The sequence below is a fragment of the Prevotella pallens genome (assembly GCF_900454935.1).
Classification (GTDB): domain Bacteria; phylum Bacteroidota; class Bacteroidia; order Bacteroidales; family Bacteroidaceae; genus Prevotella; species Prevotella pallens.
This window is the reverse complement of the sequence record NZ_UGTP01000001.1, coordinates 910388-927840: the sequence shown is the minus strand read 5'-3', so window position 1 is coordinate 927840 and position 17453 is coordinate 910388. Positions and strand designations below refer to the sequence as shown.

Here is a 17453-nt window from a genome sequence, read left to right as displayed (position 1 = left end):
ACTTATGCAAAGGTATTTCATACAATTCTCGTACGATGGCACTAATTATCACGGTTGGCAAATTCAACCTAACGGAATAACGGTGCAAGAAGTTTTAGAAAAAGCTTTATCTACATTATTACGCACTAAAATAAGTGTTATAGGTGCTGGACGAACCGACTCTGGAGTGCACGCACGCACAATGGTTGCTCATTTCGACTTTACAGAAAACAGCATAGATTGCAAGCAACTCTGTTATAAACTAAACCGCATATTGCCGCGCGATGTTGCTGTAACGGCAGCCTATCCAGTAAACAACGAATTGCATGCACGCTTTTCTGCCACATCGCGCACGTATCACTATTATATGCACCATGCCAGAAACCCATTCCAAAAAGCATACTCGTGCGAAATGCCTTATGCCTTAAACTACAACCAAATGAACGAGGCTGCAAGTTATCTTATTGGCGAACGCAACTTTAAATGCTTTTGTAAGGCTGGAGGCGACAACAAAACAACCATCTGCAACCTAACCGAAGCACAATGGGTGCGTTGCAACGCCGAACTTTCCATTTACGACAATACAGCCGAAACCGAGAGTTGGTGCTTTGTTATTACTGCCAACCGATTTCTTCGCAATATGGTTCGGGCAGTTGTAGGCACGCTGGTAGAAGTGGGACGTGGCAGACTATCGATTGACGACTTCTGCAAAATAGTAGACACAGGCACACGTAGCGATGCTGGCGAAAGTATGCCAGGCAATGCATTGTTTCTTTGGAATATAGAGTATCCATCTCTATAACTATCACAGCCTATCTCTTAATAGTTAGAGCATGCACACACGCTGTGCAGTGCCAATGCTTACATTCTACATCTACGTAGAGTGTAAGCAGCAATTTTCTTACGCATCTTATTACAATTATATGCGCATACCACATCAACTATACAATGATGATATGGTTTTATTTACACGTAAGTAAAACTTTATTTACGTGTAAGTAAAACTTTATTTACGTGTAAGTAAAACTCTACTTACATGTAAGTAAAACTTTACTTACGTGTAAATAATAACATAACTAGCCTATGAAAAAGTTGCGAAACTATATAAGAAACGAAAGAACACTATGAAAGAATTATCGCACATTCGCACTATCGCGCCTCGCCATACACACATTTAACCTGAACTCGGGATAAGAATAATACTCAAAAAAGTTGGTAATCTCGTTATATTTTTGTAACTTTATAGTTGAAAATCAATAACTTACAATTAATATAGCGATGATTACCAAAGACAAAATTACCGAAATCTTTTGTATTGCAGATGACTTTTGCAAAGAATTTGAGTCAGAAATTGATAAAATAGGGCTTCCTAATGATACCAAGTGTAAGCATCGCCTTCGTAAATGGCGTATGAGCAAGTCAGAAATCATAACCATAATGATCTGTTTTCATTTTAATTCTTATCGTAACTTTCAACATTATTATATGTTCTTTATCAAGGAGCATCTTGCAGATATGTTTCCTCATCTGTTATCCTATAATCGTTTTTTGGAGCTTGAAGCTAGAGTTTCGGTAGAAATGATGATGTTCTTGCAAATATGTTGTTTTGGCAGATGTACTGGTATTAGCTTTATTGACTCTACCTGTATCCCAGTCTGCCATAATAAACGTATTTACCGCAATAAGGTTTTTAAGGATTATGCTACCAGAGGCAAAAGCACAATGGGTTGGTATTTTGGATTTAAACTGCACCTTATATGCAATGAACGAGGGGAAATTCTCAACTTTATGCTTACCAAAGCCAATGTAGATGATAGAGATGAGAATGTCTTTAATAGGCTGACTGATAATGTTTTTGGAAAATTATTTGCCGATAAAGGATACATCTCTAAGGGACTATTTGAAAAATTATTCAATGATGGCATTAACTTGGTAACAGGTATAAGAAGTAATATGAAAAACAAGTTAATCCCAATATATGATAGACTGCTTTTAAGAAAAAGATCTGTAATTGAAACTATCAATGACGAACTGAAAAATGTAGCACAATTGGTCCACTCTAGACATAGAAGTGTACTTAATTTTGCTATGAATGTATTATCAGCAATGGCTGCATATAGCTTCTTTGAAAAGAAACCTGAAGTCAATTTAGATTTCTGCATAGAACAACACAACGGTCAACTTTCTTTGTTCTAAAAAAACAGTTTGTTTTTGATAAAAAGGAGTAGCCTCAATCTAAGACGATTGAGGCTAAATGGGTTTTAGGATAAATAAATTAGAGTAATAAAAAGAAACTTATCCCGAGTTCAGGTATTTAACAAGCTATATCCTAAAGTGCATTGTAAACTTGTTAGACTGTTAAACCCATAAACACAAAGCCATAAAGAGCCAATAAATGCCATATAAATAGTATCTAACGCAGAAACAAATAGCTCCCATTCCTATTTACACCTTATTATATATAGCATACAAGAACGAAATTTGTGTGTTTCATATTATTGTTGTACTTTTGCAGCGTAACAATTTAATTAAAACAAAAAAATGAAAGCATTTGTATTCCCAGGACAGGGCTCACAGTTCGTAGGTATGGGCAAAGACATCTACGACAACGAACAATTAGCAAAAGAACTTTTCGATAAAGCTGACGAGATTTTAGGCTTCAAAATAACCGATATAATGTTTGCAGGAACAGACGAACAACTGAAGCAAACCAACGTAACACAACCAGCAGTGTTTCTCCACAGTGTTATCTCAGCACTCTGTTTGGGCAGCGAGTTTAAGCCCGATATGGTAGCTGGCCACTCTCTTGGCGAATTTTCAGCATTAGTAGCAGCAGGTGCACTATCGTTCGAAGATGGTTTAAAACTTGTTGCCTTACGTGCTAACAGCATGCAGAAAGCTTGCGAACAAAATCCAGGAACAATGGCAGCCATTATAGGCGTAGCCGACGAAAAAGTGGTTGAAATTTGCAAACAAGTTACCAATGGTGGTAAAATGGTTGTTGCAGCCAACTTTAACTGTCCTGGTCAGTTAGTAATATCAGGTTCAAAAGAAGGTATCGACGAAGCTTGTGCCTTGCTAAAAGAGGCTGGTGCTAAACGCGCATTGCCTTTAAAAGTGGGTGGAGCCTTCCATTCGCCATTTATGCAACCAGCAAAAGACGAATTACAAGCTGGCATTGAAGCCACCAATATAACATCGCCAAAATGCCCAGTTTATCAGAATGTAGACGGAAAACCACACACCAATGCTGCCGAAATTAAGGCAAACCTTATAGCACAACTTACATCGAGTGTTCGTTGGACCGAAAGCGTACAAAATATGATAGCCGATGGCGCAACCGAATTTATAGAATGCGGTCCAGGCAAAGCACTTCAGGGTATGATTGGCAGAATAGACAAAAATGTAGATGCACACGGATTACTGCTACACAGAATGTAATCGATATTTGGTTGTAGCGTTTGCTTCGCAACCTCAATAATACCTATGTAGGGACACAAGCCCCTGTATATCCATTTACACAACTCGCAAATAGTTGGTAAACCCAATAAAGCGAACATTAGGATTACAGGGCATTGTGTCTCTTTTTGTTTCACCAGATATAAGCTATAAGTAATGAAATTAGTAATTTACCAAGTGTTTACACGCACTTTCGGCAACAAAAATACCAACAACCAACCTAACGGAACAATTGCCGATAACGGAGTTGGAAAAATGAGCGACTTTAACAAAACAACGCTACAACAAATAAAAAAGCTCGGTGCAAACACTATTTGGTACACTGGCATTATACGCCACGCCACCTGCACCGACTATTCTGCATTTGGAATACCACGCCAAACTCCACGTATTGTGAAAGGAAAAGCAGGCTCGCCCTACGCCATTACCGACTATTACGATGTAGATCCAGACATTGCAGACAACGTAACGAAACGTATGAACGAGTTTGAAGACTTGGTAAAACGAACCCATAACGAAGGCTTAAAAGTAATTATAGACTTTGTTCCTAACCATGTGGCACGCGAATACAAAAGCATTTGTAAACCAAATGGCGTGAAAGATTTGGGAGAAACCGACGATAAAAATAAACACTTCGATGCAAACAACAACTTCTATTATTGTCCGAACGAGCCATTAGACACTTCAGCCATACCACGCTCAATAAACAACGAAGCAACAAAACCCGACCACAAATCAGCAGAATACACAGAAACAGTGGCACGTTGCACCGGAAACGATAGGTTTGATGCACACCCACAAGCCAACGATTGGTACGAAACCATAAAACTAAACTACGGCATAGACTATTGCGATTGGGGCGGACGAAGCAACCATTTCAATCCAATACCAGACACATGGCACAAAATGACCGATATACTATTGTTCTGGGCAGCCAAAGGAATAGATGGTTTTCGTTGCGATATGGCAGAAATGGTGCCACACGAGTTTTGGAAATATGCAACAGAAAAGGTAAAAGCACAATATCCTCACATTGTTTTTATTGGCGAAGTATACGACCCTAATCAATACAGAACATACATTGCAGCAGGTTTCGACTATTTGTACGACAAGGTGGGTATGTACGATTGCTTACGCGATGTAATGTGCGAACATCGCTCGGCAAACGATATTACACGCCAATGGCAAGCAACCGACGATATTGGCAAACACGTGTTATACTTTCTTGAAAATCACGACGAACAACGAATAGCTTCCAACTTCTTCTGTGGGAATATGCAAAAAGGCATTCCTGCCCTTATTGTTGCTGCCCTATTTCAGTGCAATCCCATAATGATTTATGCCGGACAAGAGTTTGGCGAAAAAGGAATGGACGGTGAAGGTTTCTCGGGAATAGACGGTCGGTCTACCATTTTCGACTATTGGAGCATTGATGCCATTCGTAAAGGTTTCTTTGAACGTAGCAAATTGTCGGCAGAACAAGTGCAATTAGAAAAAGAATATCGCAAAATATTAACGCTCTGCAATAGCGAAAAAGCTATCAGCAATGGAAAAACATTCGACCTTATGTATGCCAACGAAACAAACGATGCCTTTGATAGCAACAAACAGTTTGCTTTTTTGCGTAGTTCGAATAATACCACCCTACTTATTGTTGCTAACTTTAGCAAAACAGAAGCACATATTCGTGTAAACATACCTGCCCACGCATTTGATTATATGGAAATTAAAGAAGGTAAGAAGAATATGGTAGACTTACTCTCAGGCAATCATCAATCTGTGGTACTGCAGAAAGACAGTTCTATAGAAATAGTAGTTCCTGCACTCAATGGAAGAGTCTATAAATTTTAGATTATGGAAGTAGACAACTATACATTCAATGTACACAACAAAGAGGAATTTCCACCTGCACACACAGCCGAACATTTGCTAAACCAACTTATGGTAAGAATGTTTGGAACAGAACGCAGCAGAAATGCACACATAGAACGAAAGAAAAGCAAAATGACTTTCGTGCTTCAACAAAAACCATCGCGAAAAGAAGAAAAAGCCATAACAGATGAAATGAATAGGCTTATAGAAGAAGACCTTCCTGTAACATACGAACTTGTGGAACGCAACAATTTGCCAGAAAACGTAACACTAGAACGATTGCCCGAAGATGCTTCTGAAAAAATAAGACTAGTAAGAATTGGCAATTACGATGTGTGTCCGTGCATTGGTAAACACGTTCGTTCTACAAAACAAATAGGCAAATTCGAGCTGTTAGGTACAAATTGGGACGAACACAGCAAGTCATTTCGCATACGTTTTAAAGTAATACCATAATATTTCAAGTAAATAAACTCCTATGATAAGTAAAGACAGTATAGAATCAGCCTATTGTTTCTTACACCAAAAGTATCGTGTATACAAGTTTTCTAACAACGAAACACAACGCGACGACATAGAATTTGCCATTGCATCTTACGTAGAAGAGATGAACAAAGAACTTTATGCACAGCTTGCCAAAGGTAGAGAAGAATTTCTTTGTAACCATACAACTTTTGATGCTGATATGCAAGAGGCTATAAACGAATTAGAAACAAGATTATAAAAATGAACTTCGATAAAATACACGACGACGCAAGAAGAACAGAACTAATACGAATGATTGAACATTCGGTAGAACATTTATCGCTTGCCGAACTCGAAGCATTATACTACGACTTAGTATCAAAAGACTATATACGATAAGAACAACGTGAATAAAACAAATAAAGAAATACTCCGTCTTGCACTTCCATCAATAGTTAGTAACATCACAGTGCCTCTTTTAGGTTTGGCAGATTTAACCATTGTTGGACATATTGGAAACGAAAACTATATTGGAGCTATTGCCATAGGTTCAATGATATTCAATATTATGTATTGGATATTAGGGTTTCTGCGTATGGGAACAAGCGGAATGACATCGCAAGCATACGGCAGAAAAGTTTGGGAAGAAGCCATAAGAGTGCTATTTCGTGCCTTAACTATAGGCGTAGGTATAGGTGTTATCTTTATTATTTGCCAATCTGTTATAGAATGGATTATGATTTGCGCAATGAATACTCCCGGAAGTTCTTTACCATTAGTACATTCATATTTCCACATTGTTATTTGGGGAGCACCTGCTATGCTTGGTTTATATGGACTAAATGGGTGGTTTATTGGTATGCAAAACACAAAAATACCAATGTTAATTGCCATTGTGCAGAACCTTATTAATATATTCGCCTCACTTTTATTTGTGTTTGGTGTTGGGTGGAAAATAGAAGGTGTTGCATCGGGCACTCTAATTGCACAATGGAGTGGTTTTCTAATAGCTTTATTTTTTGTGCACCGTGGACTTAAAAATAAAACATTTTATACATCGCCTACTATTACACAGTTATCGTTCTCGCTTTTCAAATCTACACTTACTCACATAGAAGCTTGGCAGCGTTTCTTTTCTGTAAATCGTGATATCTTCTTGCGCACACTATGTTTAGTAGCTGTAAATTTATTCTTCACCAGTGCAGGTGGAAAACAAGGAGCACTAATACTCTCAGTTAATACATTGCTTATGACAATGTTTACGCTCTTTTCCTACTTTATGGACGGCTTCGCTTATGCTGGAGAAGCTTTGAGTGGAAAATTGTATGGTGCAAATAACAAGAGCGGATTTATGCAAATGGTACATAGTTTATTCATGTTCGGCGGAATTATGGTGATTCTATTTACTGCAATTTATACACTTAGTGGGAAAAACTTTCTCCATCTTCTCACCGACAACAGTTCTGTTATCTGTGCATCTTTGCCTTATCTTGTTTGGACTTATTTTATTCCACTTACAGGAGTAGCTGGTTTTATTTATGATGGTATATTTATTGGAATGACAGAAACCAAAGGAATGCTCATTACTTCTGCTATAGCAATGGTTTGTTTCTTTGCTTTCTACTATATTGCCAAACCATTTTGGGAGAACAATGCATTATGGATAGCTTTCCTTTTATTTCTTTCTCTGCGTGGTATCCTTCAATTCTTTTGGGCGAAGAAATTTGTTCTAAATCGTTTCAGTGCATCTAACAAAAAAAATATGAAGTCTAAAAACATTAGCGCCTCCAAAATATAACTCTAATTTACTCATAAAATACTCTTTTCCTACAACATAGTGCACATTATTAAGATTCCTACGGTCTATAAGATATCGATTAAGGTATGAAATTTAATAAAAACTTCACGAATAATTTGATTCTACAAAAAAAAGATATACCTTTGCATTCGTTTTCAAAAAAATTAGGTTTGATCCGCTAGCTCAGCTGGTAGAGCACAACACTTTTAATGTTGGGGTCATGGGTTCGAGCCCCATGCGGATCACAAAAAGAAAGGGTTTCTGCTACGAAATCCTTTCTTTTTTATATACATTATTGTTATATTCCATAAGAATTTATAACTGTGTTTACTGTTTGTTTAGTACTATTTCGCTAAAAAAGTTCAGACAAGATAGTAACAAATGTTATTGTTTGTCAGATAAGAACTGACATTATACCATTCGCATTATTACTGTTTGCATCTATTTCTCAGCCATTTCTATCTTATTTTTCCATATTTAAATATTATTTTCCTTTAATTTTATTTACAGTCTTTATATTACACACTTATGGCACACATATTGTGTGTTTGTTTTATATTAATAATAACAACGAAATAAAAAGACGAGATTATGAAGTTTGAAAAAGGAAAAATTTTCAATGCCAATGAATTGGTTAATTATACAGAAGGAGGCGTAGTAAGCAAAGAGTTAATTCATAACAATGCTGGTAGTGTTACGCTTTTTAGTTTCGATGCTGGACAGGGACTTTCACAACACACTGCGCCCTTCGATGCTTTTATTCAAGTAATAGATGGAGAAATGGTGCTCAATGTTGAAGGTATAGACAACCATATTAAAGCTGGAGAAAGCTTTATTATTCCAGCAGGTGCGCTTCATTCTGTAAAAGCAGAACAACGTTTTAAGATGATTATTACAATGGTAAGAGGATAAAATAGAGCATATTTTTGCGGCTATTATATATACAAAAATATTAACAAGGCTATTTCTACATAGATAGTCTTGTTATTTTTTATAATTATCGGGAAAAATGTAATTAGAAAATTGAGAATTTATAATTTAAAAAAAATATTTTCTTATTATATTTTTCGGTGTTCTATATAATAACGAAGCATTGTGTTTTATATGTTTGGCTTATTATACAGTTTATCTATTTATTTAATAGCACAATCCTCACTCCATTCTTATTTTGGAATGAGGACGAGGCTTTTATGTTCTATTTTCTAAATATCTATCAATAGAGATAAGGAGTGCTTTCTCCCCTACTCTTGCTTTTCACAATCTTCTATAGTAACAGTATCTTCTTTATCTTCTTTTGTTACATATCGTTTCCAATAGGCAATAATAAGGGTGGTTAGTGGCAGAGCTACTATCAAACCAATAAAACCTAACAACGATCCCCATACAGAAAGTGAGAGTAACAGAATAGCCGGGTTCAAATTCATAGCCTTCCCCATAATCTTTGGTGTTACTATTAGGTCGCTAATAATCTGGATAATAGCAAACACTAATGTAGCTGTTCCAAATACTACCCAGAAATTTTGTCCGGTATCTACGGCTTTAATTAACGATAGAAATACCATTGGAATAAATGCTAATGCATGCATATATGGTATTAGAGTGAGTACACCTATTAATATTCCCATTCCGATGGCTATTGGAAAGTCGATAATGGTAAAGCCAATACAAAATAAAATGCCCATTGTAAGTCCAACCAGACCCTGTCCACGAATATAATTGTTCAATTCAGACTCTACATCTTGCATTAAGTCGGTCCAGAAGGGTCGTTGTTTCTTTGGAAATATACGTATAAAGTTTTTGGCTAAGCGTTCGTAATCGAGTAAAATAAAGAAGAGATAGAGCAATGTTATAAACGATGCTATTACACTAAAAACAATACTTGCTGTTTGTCCTAAGAATGAAAATAGTTTTGGTATAGAACTTTTTATTGTAGCAGTAAAGTCTGCACTGTTAATATAGTGGCGTATTTGTGGTAAATATTCTTGTATCCATTCACGTACCATTACCATTATGCGGTTTCCGTTGGCAGTATGTAATACATATTTATTAGCAGCATCGCCTAATTTTTCTACTTGATCTATCATTGGTGGAACAATCGCAAAAACAACACACGAGATAACAGTTACAACCAACAACATTGTTATAATAACCGCTATTGGACGTACTTTAACTCGCAATTTGTATTGCACAAACTTTACAACTGGATTTAACAAGTAAGCAATAAACCACGCTATAAAGAAAGGTAATAGTGCGTGGCTAAGATAATTTACTACATAGAACACGGCAAATATTAAAGCCGCAACTAAAAACCAGCGTATAAATTTATCGAATGTAATTTTCTCTTCAAACATAATACTTCTTTTATTGAGTTATTTCTTTATAGCTTTTTAGGCTATTAATTTTTCTTTCGTGCTTCTTCTTTCGAAACTTTTTGATAGCATTCCCTACATAAAGGTTCGTATTCGGTTTGTTCGCCCAGCATTACTCTATGTTCGTTGGGTACTAATCTATGACTAACGTAAGCAAGAGCACCACATTTTACACAAATAGCATGTACCTTTGTTACTTGGTCGGCAATAGCACAGAGTGCAGGAATAGGACCAAACGGGACTCCTTTATAGTCCATATCGAGTCCAGCAACAATAACTCTTACGCCATTATTGGCTAGTTGGTTACAAATATCTACAAGTCCTTCGTCTAAAAATTGGGCTTCATCTATACCTACAACATCTATATCGGACGCCAATAGTAATATGTTTCCCGACGAATTAATGGGTGTAGAGTGAATAGCATTCTTATCGTGGCTCACAACTTCTTCTTCCGAATAACGTACATCAATAGCAGGTTTAAAAATCTCTACTTTCTGCTTTGCAAATTTAGCACGTCTAAGTCGGCGAATTAATTCTTCTGTTTTACCCGAGAACATACTTCCACAAATAACTTCTATTCGTCCTTGACGTCGCTTTTCTCCGTTCACATTGTCTATTATGTCCATAGTTATTGCGTTATAAGTAATTTATCCTATATTCAATCATTTGTGTTCCTGTGCGAAATCTTAAACAAAAGTTTCCAAGAACTTCACGTCTCCAGATACATTTACAGTTTGTATTGTTGCTGGTAATAATACAGTTTCGCCAGCCCTTAGCTCTATATTTTGTTCATTAGTACTAAGCATACATTTTCCTGATAATGCCATTAGCACCACAAACGAGTCTAATTCGCTATAATCAAGCTGCATAGGTTCGTCCAAATCATAAACCGATGTTGTAAAATGCTTACATCGCACTAGTTCTATTCCTTTGTTCTTACAAGGTTTATACTTTGCGCGATAATCGTCTTCTACATTATAATCAATGCATTCTGCAGCTTTTTCTGTGTGCAACTGTCTATAATTTCCATCGTTATCTTTACGTTTAAAGTCATAAATACGATAAGTAATATCGCTTGTTTCTTGTATTTCAGCCAAAAATGTGCCTGCACCTATAGAATGAATACGTCCTGCGGGCAAATAAAACACTTCACCTTCGTGCACTTTATATTCGCACAAAGCATCGGTTATGGTATCGTTTTCCACCATTGTTTTATATTCCTGCGGAGTTATATTGTGTTTTAATCCACTCAACAAAGTTGCATAAGGTGCGCTTTCCATAATATACCACATTTCTGTTTTACCACGTTTCAGTCCATTCCTTATAGCGTGTTCATCGTCAGGGTGTACTTGTATAGATAGTTGTTTCTTAGCATCAATAAACTTTACGAGTAATGGAAATTCGTTACCAAAACGCTCATAATTCTCTTTCCCAACGAGATTACCTTTCAACAAAGCTACTAAATCGTTTAGCTTCATACCTTCGTATTGCCCGTTGGCTACAATGCTTTCGTTGTTTTTCACGCCAGATATTTCCCAACTCTCGCCCACTTGATCCATTTCGACGTTGAGTTGCTTAAAAGGTATTATCTTATCGCCGCCCCATAGCACCTGTTTCAATATAGGGCGAAACTTTATTATCTCCATTCTTTTATATGTTCTTCTATGTTCATCTGTAAGGTGCAAAGATACAACTTTTACATAAAAGAAGCATAATAAACAATCGAAAACATTATATATCAAATTATTTCAGTACCTTTGCAGCGTTCAAACATAATGTTGTCTATTATGGCTGGCTGACAACTAAATTGTGTGAACAAGTAATAATAGACAGAAGTTTGAGGGATTTCGTAGCTAATTTTTTATAACAAATTAGGATAAGCACACCGTTGTAATGTGCTCAAATAATATTGATTAATCAATACATATTTCTCATTCAGACTTCTTTAAAGAAAGAACATTTTGAAAACATTTGAAGAATTAGGCGTAAGCGAAGAAATACGCCATGCAATAGAAGAACTTGGATTTGAACAACCAATGCCTGTTCAAGAGACTGTTATTCCATATTTATTAGGTAATGGCAACGATGTTATTGCACTCGCACAAACTGGAACTGGTAAAACAGCAGCATACGGCATACCTGTTTTACAAAAAATAGACCCAACAAAGAAAGAAACACAAGCTCTTATTCTAAGTCCAACACGTGAACTCTGTTTACAGATAGCCGATGATATTTCCGATTTCTCTAAATATATTGATGGACTTCATGTTGCTGCTGTTTACGGTGGTGCATCTATTGAAATGCAAAGCAGACAGCTGCGTAAAGGTGCACAAATTATTGTGGCAACTCCTGGACGACTTATAGATTTGATGAAACGTGGTGTTGCAAAGTTAGATGCTGTATGCAATGTTGTGCTCGATGAAGCCGACGAAATGCTGAATATGGGTTTCTCAGAAAGTATTAATGCTATATTCGAGGGAGTACCATCAGACCGCAACACACTGTTGTTTTCTGCAACAATGAGTCGAGAAATTGAGAATATTGCCAAAAGCTATCTACACGATTACAAGGAAATTGTTGTGGGCAGCCGCAATGAGGGGGCTGAAAAGGTGAACCATATTTACTATATGGTTCACGCAAAAGATAAGTATCTGGCTCTGAAGCGTATTGTTGATTATTATCCAAGCATTTTTGCTATTATATTTTGTCGCACGAAGGTGGAAACACAAGAAATTGCCGACAAGCTTATTCGCGATGGATACAACGCTGAGGCTTTACACGGTGATCTTAGTCAGCAACAACGCGACTTAACCATGCAGAAGTTCCGTCAGCACAATGTACAATTTCTAGTAGCTACCGATGTGGCTGCTCGCGGACTAGATGTAGACGATTTGACCCACGTAATAAATTATGGATTACCTGACGACATTGAAAGCTATACACACAGAAGCGGTCGCACTGGACGCGCTGGAAAGAAAGGTACATCTATATCTATTATACATTCGCGCGAACGCTCTAAAGTTAAGGCGATAGAGAAAATTATTCAGAAACAATTTGTAGACGGTACGCTTCCTTCAGCAAAAGATATTTGCAGCAAGCAGCTTTACAAAACAATGGACGAAATAATTAAAGTTGATGTTAACGAAGAAGAGATTGAGCCGTTCTTGAAGGAAATTAATCGACACTTTGAATATATAGACAAAGAGGATATTATTAAGAAAATCATTAGTATGACTTTTAATCGCTTCTTGGAATACTATGCTAATGCGCCCGAAATAGAAAAACCATCGGGTAAACGTAGTGAACGAGATGGCGAACGTGGTAGCCGTAACGGTCGTGGCGAACGAAACCGAAAAGGTTTGCGCACACCAGAAGCGGGCTACAAACGTTTATTTATAAATCTTGGAAAAGACGATGGATTCTATCCGGGCGAAGTAATGCAGTTTATAAATAAAAACGTACACGGAAGACAGGCTGTGGGGCACATTGACTTATTGAGCAAATTTTCGTACATAGAAGTGCCTGAAAAAGATGCCAACAAAGTGATGAAGGCACTCAACGGAACTACCTATAAAAAGCGCGAAGTGCGTTGCAACGATGCTGAAGAAAGTGGGCACGGTCGTAATGGTCGTGGCAATGGAGCACAAAAAGGTAGGCGAAACAACGAAGATACTAATAAGCATCGTTCTAATGGCAGTCGTCAAGGAAATAAAAACAAACCGAAAAGCAAGGCACAAACACAGCTAGAGACTAATGAGACTGGCGATTGGCGAAAGTTTTTTCAGCATGATGTTAAGCTGAAAGGTGAAGTTCCCGACTTCTCTGAAGAAGGCTGGGCAAGAAGAAAACCAAAGAAGAATAAATAGCAGAATTAGACTATTCTGCCAACAATAGAACTTTAAGAGTCTAATATCGGAACCCTCAATCAGGGTTAGATATGGACTCTTTTTGTTTATGGGCACGAGTATTCGCCTATCATTACATTGCATTCAAAGATATTATTTGCAAATAACTGAATTGCCAATTCAAACAGAATGTATTGATTTTGTGATATATAGGTAGAAATTTATAAGCAGCGCCAAGTAGCTACTCACCTATCAAATAGAGTATCTCAAACAGTTAGAAAAAACATTCAGATGTTAGCCACTCTTGTTTTAGATATCTGTCGCGTCCGTCACAGATATCTGTCACGTTCGTCTCAGATATCTGTCAGTTGCGAATTAGACATCATAAAAAACTGTATCCTTTATACGTCTACGCTATAGTACCTAAAAGACATTTACATAGATGAGGATTATGAGTGTTTTTATTCTGCTATATTCCGACTCAAATATTATTATAGGTATCTAATAAACAATATGTTTTTCGGTATTCTATTATATAAGAATACATTTTTCTACAATTGCCTCCCTTTACACAGAGCTTATATCTTCTCGTCTGAATAAAGCAATGTGGCTATGCCTCACTATGTTATCGAATAAACACCAATCAGCCATTAAACCACAACATCATTATATTTGGTTTATACAATGATGTTACAGTTTAATGCCGCATTTAATTTTTATTTTCTATTGTTGCGTGAAGTAAATAAACAGTAGTGTTTATTTCAACACTTTACGCGTCGTTCCGTCGCTCATACGAACGATATTTACTCCATGCTGCAATTCCTTCTGTTTCTTGCCATTGACAGAGTAAATAGTTCTTACGGTAGCGTTGTTCGATGACATGCCTGCCGAAATTCCCGATGGTGTTTTTCTTGTGAAATATCCCGTATCGGGGTTTGCCATCGACCCATCGGTTTTGTTCTTGTCGTATGCCACTGCACCTTTGAGTTTCTCGCAGAAGCTGAACATATCCTTTGCAGTGCTGCAATTCCATGCATTATTGCAGTAAATGGTGGTCAGAGACTCGCAATGACTGAACATTTCGCTGAACGATACTGTACCTTTTGTGTTGAAATTTGTCAGGTCGAGCGAAGTCAGTTTCTTGCAGTTCCGAAACATACTCCTCATATGGATTACTTCCTTTGTATTGAAACTCGAAATGTTGAGGGTGGTCAGACTGATGCATCCGTCGAACATATTATCCATAAAACCAACTTTAGCCGTGTTGAAGTTTGATAAGTCAAGCGATTTCAGACTGCTGCAACCACGAAACATATTTGCCATACTGGTTACGTTAGTTGTGTTAAAGCTTGATAGGTTGAGCGAAGTCAGGTTTTGACATTCATTGAACATCCCTCCCATGTTTATTGTATTTGCCGTATTGAAGCTGGAAAGGTCAAGTACGGTTAGGTTTGAGCAAGCACTGAACATATTGCCCATACGGGTAACTTTTGCTGTATTGAAGTTTGAAAGATTGAGCGATGTCAGTTTGGTGCAACTCATGAACATCTCTTCCATATCGGTTACGTTCTCGGTGTTGAAGTTCGAGACATTAATCGAGGTCATATTGGCGCAGACAGAGAACATACTGCTCATATTTCTTACGTTCTTCGTGTTAAAACTTGAAAGATTGAGCGAAGACAGTGCTTTGCAGTTGAAGAACATGTGCCTCATGTTGGTTACGTTCTTTGTGTTGAAACTCGATAGGTCGAGCGAGGTCAGAGCAATGCAGTGCATGAACATCATGCTCATGTTGGTAACGTTTGCCGTGTTGAAGTTCGATAGGTTGAGCGAGGTTAAGGAAGTGCAAGCAAAGAACATTTCCGTCATATCGGTTACTTCAGACGTGTTGAGATTTTCCCAACCCGTGATATTCTTCAAGGCTCTGCAATCGCCAAACCAACAACGTGTGGTTGTCGGGCGGTAGTTCTTGAACGATGTATCGAACACGACCGTAGTAGTCCATGTATTATTAGCTTCGGGAACTCCTGCCCAAGCCGGGCATCTGCCTTGGTATCGGGTTTCCTTGATACCATACACCGTACCCGTTCGGCTCGATTTCTGTGCGTCGTAATAGAACGTGAGCGTTGCGCCGTCGTCGCTTACTACGACATACGCTTCGTTCTTTTGTGCCTGCGTCGGTAGTGCTGCCATCAGCATTATTGCTATGGCAAACAATGAGAAAAGTAGTTTTGGTTTCATAGTCGTATTTTTTTATAATTAGTTAGACAAATTACCCCCGTTTGCCTCATACAATGGGACGGAACGGGGGCAATGTTTATGAACGCTTTTGTCAGTGGTAAACGATACCTTTCCGTTTAGTTGCAAATATAATTCTTTTTTTTAAGAATTACAACAATTTGGAAAGTAAAAGTTTTTTTTCTTATTATTCTTCGCGGAACGGATAGATTAGGTTGTCTTCGGTAATCTTATTCAATACCTCGTCTACGAATTTGCGACTTTCCCAGCGCGCCATCGGCAGGTCGTGAAGCAGATAGTTACCACAATCCTTGGGTGCTGCGCCCGGTATTTCGCCCTCGAACGAAGCGACAAACTCGAAGGTGCGGCGCATAAGTTCTACAATATCCACCGATTTTAAGTCTCCTTTCAGTATTAAGTAGTTGCCCGTAAGACAGCCCATAGGTCCCCAATACACCACACGGTCTTTCCATTCAGCATCGTTTCTTAAGTAGGTAGCTGCCAAATGTTCTATGGTGTGAAGTGCACCAATGTGCAAAGCAGGTTCTCGGTTAGGCTCTTTCATACGTATATCAAAGGTGGTTACTACTTCGTTGCCTACAAAATCCTGTCGGCTAACATATATACCACGCAACAAACGGTTGTGGTCTATGGTGAAAGAAGGTATCTTTTCCATAATAAATTCTGTATTTAAAGAGTGTTGATAAAATGCTTTGTAACCTCGAAACTACCTTCGGCAATCTGGCTCCAGAAGTCATAATACATACTCGCATCGGTGTCTTTGAGCGGAATGTCGCTGATAACACGGAACGAAACAAAAGGCACATTATATATATAGCACACTTGCGCAATAGAGCAACTCTCCATATCTACTGCTGTTGCTTCTGGGAAATCGTTCATTATAGATAGCATCTTATCTTTGGTAGTAACAAAATAGTCGCCACTAACAGTTAATCCAGCCCTCACTGTAAAACTATTCTCGCCTGTAACACAGTTCAGCGAAAGTGCTTTCTCTACCAACTCTGTAGGCGATGTGTAGCGTGCAGGCATTCCCATAATCTGACCTTTAGCCGCTTCGCTACCACACGAAACATCGTGATAAACACATTCTGTAGCCACAACCACGTCCATAACATTCAGTGTAGTGTCAGCTCCGCCTGCACAACCACTCGAAACTATAAGGTCGGGCTTATAGTTGTTTATCATTTCTACAGCACCAACGGCAGAGTTTACCTTGCCTATGCCACACTTTTGCAACACTATATCTTTGTTGCCAACCACACCAATCACAAATTCTTTGTGGTTACAATATTCGGTTTCTGTATGTTCGAGAATAGACTTGAGCTGTATAAACTCTTTGTCCATAGCCACTATAATTCCTATTTTCATACTGCAAAGGTACGAAAAAGTTAATACAGCCAATCGTAA

At 37.8% G+C, this 17453-nt stretch carries 16 protein-coding genes and 1 tRNA gene; 11 read left to right on the top strand and 6 right to left on the bottom strand.

Translation table 11 applies throughout. From position 1 onward, the window contains the following. Positions 1-4 precede the first annotated feature (4 nt). From truA to DX009_RS03950, 10 genes are all read left to right on the top strand, one after another. Complete coding sequence (truA, locus tag DX009_RS03990; RefSeq protein ID WP_115083094.1) at positions 5-781, top strand: tRNA pseudouridine(38-40) synthase TruA; 777 nt, start codon at positions 5-7, stop codon at positions 779-781. 476 nt (positions 782-1257) lie between these two features. Continuing rightward, positions 1258-2175 (top strand): IS982 family transposase, encoded by a 918-nt coding sequence (locus DX009_RS03985; protein WP_115082805.1) that lies wholly within the window; start codon positions 1258-1260, stop codon positions 2173-2175. Between the two features lie 345 nt (positions 2176-2520). After that, positions 2521-3420, top strand: coding sequence for an ACP S-malonyltransferase (gene fabD, locus DX009_RS03980; RefSeq protein WP_115083093.1), 900 nt, complete (start codon positions 2521-2523; stop codon positions 3418-3420). A 174-nt stretch (positions 3421-3594) separates the two neighbouring features. Further along, positions 3595-5289 (top strand): alpha-amylase family glycosyl hydrolase, encoded by a 1695-nt coding sequence (locus tag DX009_RS03975; protein ID WP_115083092.1) that lies wholly within the window; start codon positions 3595-3597, stop codon positions 5287-5289. Positions 5290-5292: 3 nt separating this feature from the next. Next, positions 5293-5766: an alanyl-tRNA editing protein gene (locus tag DX009_RS13505; RefSeq protein WP_115083091.1), complete on the top strand. Its 474-nt coding sequence runs from the start codon at positions 5293-5295 to the stop codon at positions 5764-5766. Between the two features lie 22 nt (positions 5767-5788). Further along, on the top strand, positions 5789-6034 hold the full coding sequence (locus DX009_RS03965) for a hypothetical protein (RefSeq protein WP_006045247.1): 246 nt from the start codon (positions 5789-5791) through the stop codon (positions 6032-6034). Between the two features lie 2 nt (positions 6035-6036). Continuing rightward, complete coding sequence (locus tag DX009_RS13295; protein ID WP_006045248.1) at positions 6037-6174, top strand: hypothetical protein; 138 nt, start codon at positions 6037-6039, stop codon at positions 6172-6174. A 7-nt stretch (positions 6175-6181) separates the two neighbouring features. Continuing rightward, the gene (locus DX009_RS03960) at positions 6182-7573 is read left to right on the top strand and encodes an MATE family efflux transporter (RefSeq protein WP_115083090.1); all 1392 of its coding nucleotides are present in this window, start codon (positions 6182-6184) and stop codon (positions 7571-7573) included. 172 nt (positions 7574-7745) lie between these two features. Then, positions 7746-7818: transfer RNA gene (locus tag DX009_RS03955), tRNA-Lys, on the top strand. Between the two features lie 343 nt (positions 7819-8161). Then, the gene (locus tag DX009_RS03950) at positions 8162-8485 is read left to right on the top strand and encodes a cupin domain-containing protein (protein WP_174262614.1); all 324 of its coding nucleotides are present in this window, start codon (positions 8162-8164) and stop codon (positions 8483-8485) included. A 329-nt stretch (positions 8486-8814) separates the two neighbouring features. Here the strand turns inward: DX009_RS03950 and DX009_RS03945 are convergent, their stop codons facing one another. From DX009_RS03945 to DX009_RS03935, 3 genes are read right to left on the bottom strand one after another with little or no spacing between them, the layout of a single operon-like run. Next, complete coding sequence (locus tag DX009_RS03945) at positions 8815-9924, bottom strand: AI-2E family transporter (protein ID WP_006045251.1); 1110 nt, start codon at positions 9922-9924, stop codon at positions 8815-8817. A 44-nt stretch (positions 9925-9968) separates the two neighbouring features. Beyond that, on the bottom strand, positions 9969-10568 hold the full coding sequence (locus DX009_RS03940) for a thymidine kinase (protein WP_115083089.1): 600 nt from the start codon (positions 10566-10568) through the stop codon (positions 9969-9971). A 60-nt stretch (positions 10569-10628) separates the two neighbouring features. Next, on the bottom strand, positions 10629-11588 hold the full coding sequence (locus tag DX009_RS03935) for a type I phosphomannose isomerase catalytic subunit (protein WP_115083088.1): 960 nt from the start codon (positions 11586-11588) through the stop codon (positions 10629-10631). A gap of 315 nt (positions 11589-11903) precedes the next feature. Between DX009_RS03935 and DX009_RS03930 the strand changes: the two genes are divergently transcribed. Then, entirely contained in the window at positions 11904-13808 is a 1905-nt protein-coding gene (locus DX009_RS03930; protein ID WP_115083087.1) for a DEAD/DEAH box helicase, read from the top strand. Positions 13809-14543: 735 nt separating this feature from the next. Here DX009_RS03930 and DX009_RS03925 read toward each other — a convergent pair. The 3 genes from DX009_RS03925 to DX009_RS03915 all read right to left on the bottom strand — a co-directional run bounded on the left by DX009_RS03925 (position 14544) and on the right by DX009_RS03915 (position 17414). Beyond that, positions 14544-16028, bottom strand: coding sequence for a BspA family leucine-rich repeat surface protein (locus tag DX009_RS03925; protein WP_115083086.1), 1485 nt, complete (start codon positions 16026-16028; stop codon positions 14544-14546). 184 nt (positions 16029-16212) lie between these two features. Next, positions 16213-16701 (bottom strand): S-ribosylhomocysteine lyase, encoded by a 489-nt coding sequence (locus tag DX009_RS03920; protein WP_115083085.1) that lies wholly within the window; start codon positions 16699-16701, stop codon positions 16213-16215. 14 nt (positions 16702-16715) lie between these two features. Beyond that, positions 16716-17414, bottom strand: a complete 699-nt coding sequence (locus DX009_RS03915) for a 5'-methylthioadenosine/adenosylhomocysteine nucleosidase (protein ID WP_115083084.1) — start codon at positions 17412-17414, stop codon at positions 16716-16718. Positions 17415-17453: the final 39 nt, after the last annotated feature.

Excerpts from the sequence above, each read along its gene's own strand:
- DX009_RS03975 (WP_115083092.1), top strand. The coding sequence starts at position 3,595 with ATGAAATTAGTAATTTACCAAGTGTTTACACGCACTTTCGGCAACAAA.
- DX009_RS03940 (WP_115083089.1), bottom strand. The coding sequence starts at position 10,568 with ATGGACATAATAGACAATGTGAACGGAGAAAAGCGACGTCAAGGACGA.
- DX009_RS03935 (WP_115083088.1), bottom strand. The coding sequence starts at position 11,588 with ATGGAGATAATAAAGTTTCGCCCTATATTGAAACAGGTGCTATGGGGC.
- DX009_RS03945 (WP_006045251.1), bottom strand. The coding sequence starts at position 9,924 with ATGTTTGAAGAGAAAATTACATTCGATAAATTTATACGCTGGTTTTTA.
- DX009_RS03915 (WP_115083084.1), bottom strand. The coding sequence starts at position 17,414 with ATGAAAATAGGAATTATAGTGGCTATGGACAAAGAGTTTATACAGCTC.
- fabD (WP_115083093.1), top strand. The coding sequence starts at position 2,521 with ATGAAAGCATTTGTATTCCCAGGACAGGGCTCACAGTTCGTAGGTATG.
- DX009_RS13295 (WP_006045248.1), top strand. The coding sequence starts at position 6,037 with ATGAACTTCGATAAAATACACGACGACGCAAGAAGAACAGAACTAATA.
- DX009_RS03925 (WP_115083086.1), bottom strand. The coding sequence starts at position 16,028 with ATGAAACCAAAACTACTTTTCTCATTGTTTGCCATAGCAATAATGCTG.
- DX009_RS03920 (WP_115083085.1), bottom strand. The coding sequence starts at position 16,701 with ATGGAAAAGATACCTTCTTTCACCATAGACCACAACCGTTTGTTGCGT.
- truA (WP_115083094.1), top strand. The coding sequence starts at position 5 with ATGCAAAGGTATTTCATACAATTCTCGTACGATGGCACTAATTATCAC.
- DX009_RS03965 (WP_006045247.1), top strand. The coding sequence starts at position 5,789 with ATGATAAGTAAAGACAGTATAGAATCAGCCTATTGTTTCTTACACCAA.
- DX009_RS13505 (WP_115083091.1), top strand. The coding sequence starts at position 5,293 with ATGGAAGTAGACAACTATACATTCAATGTACACAACAAAGAGGAATTT.
- DX009_RS03985 (WP_115082805.1), top strand. The coding sequence starts at position 1,258 with ATGATTACCAAAGACAAAATTACCGAAATCTTTTGTATTGCAGATGAC.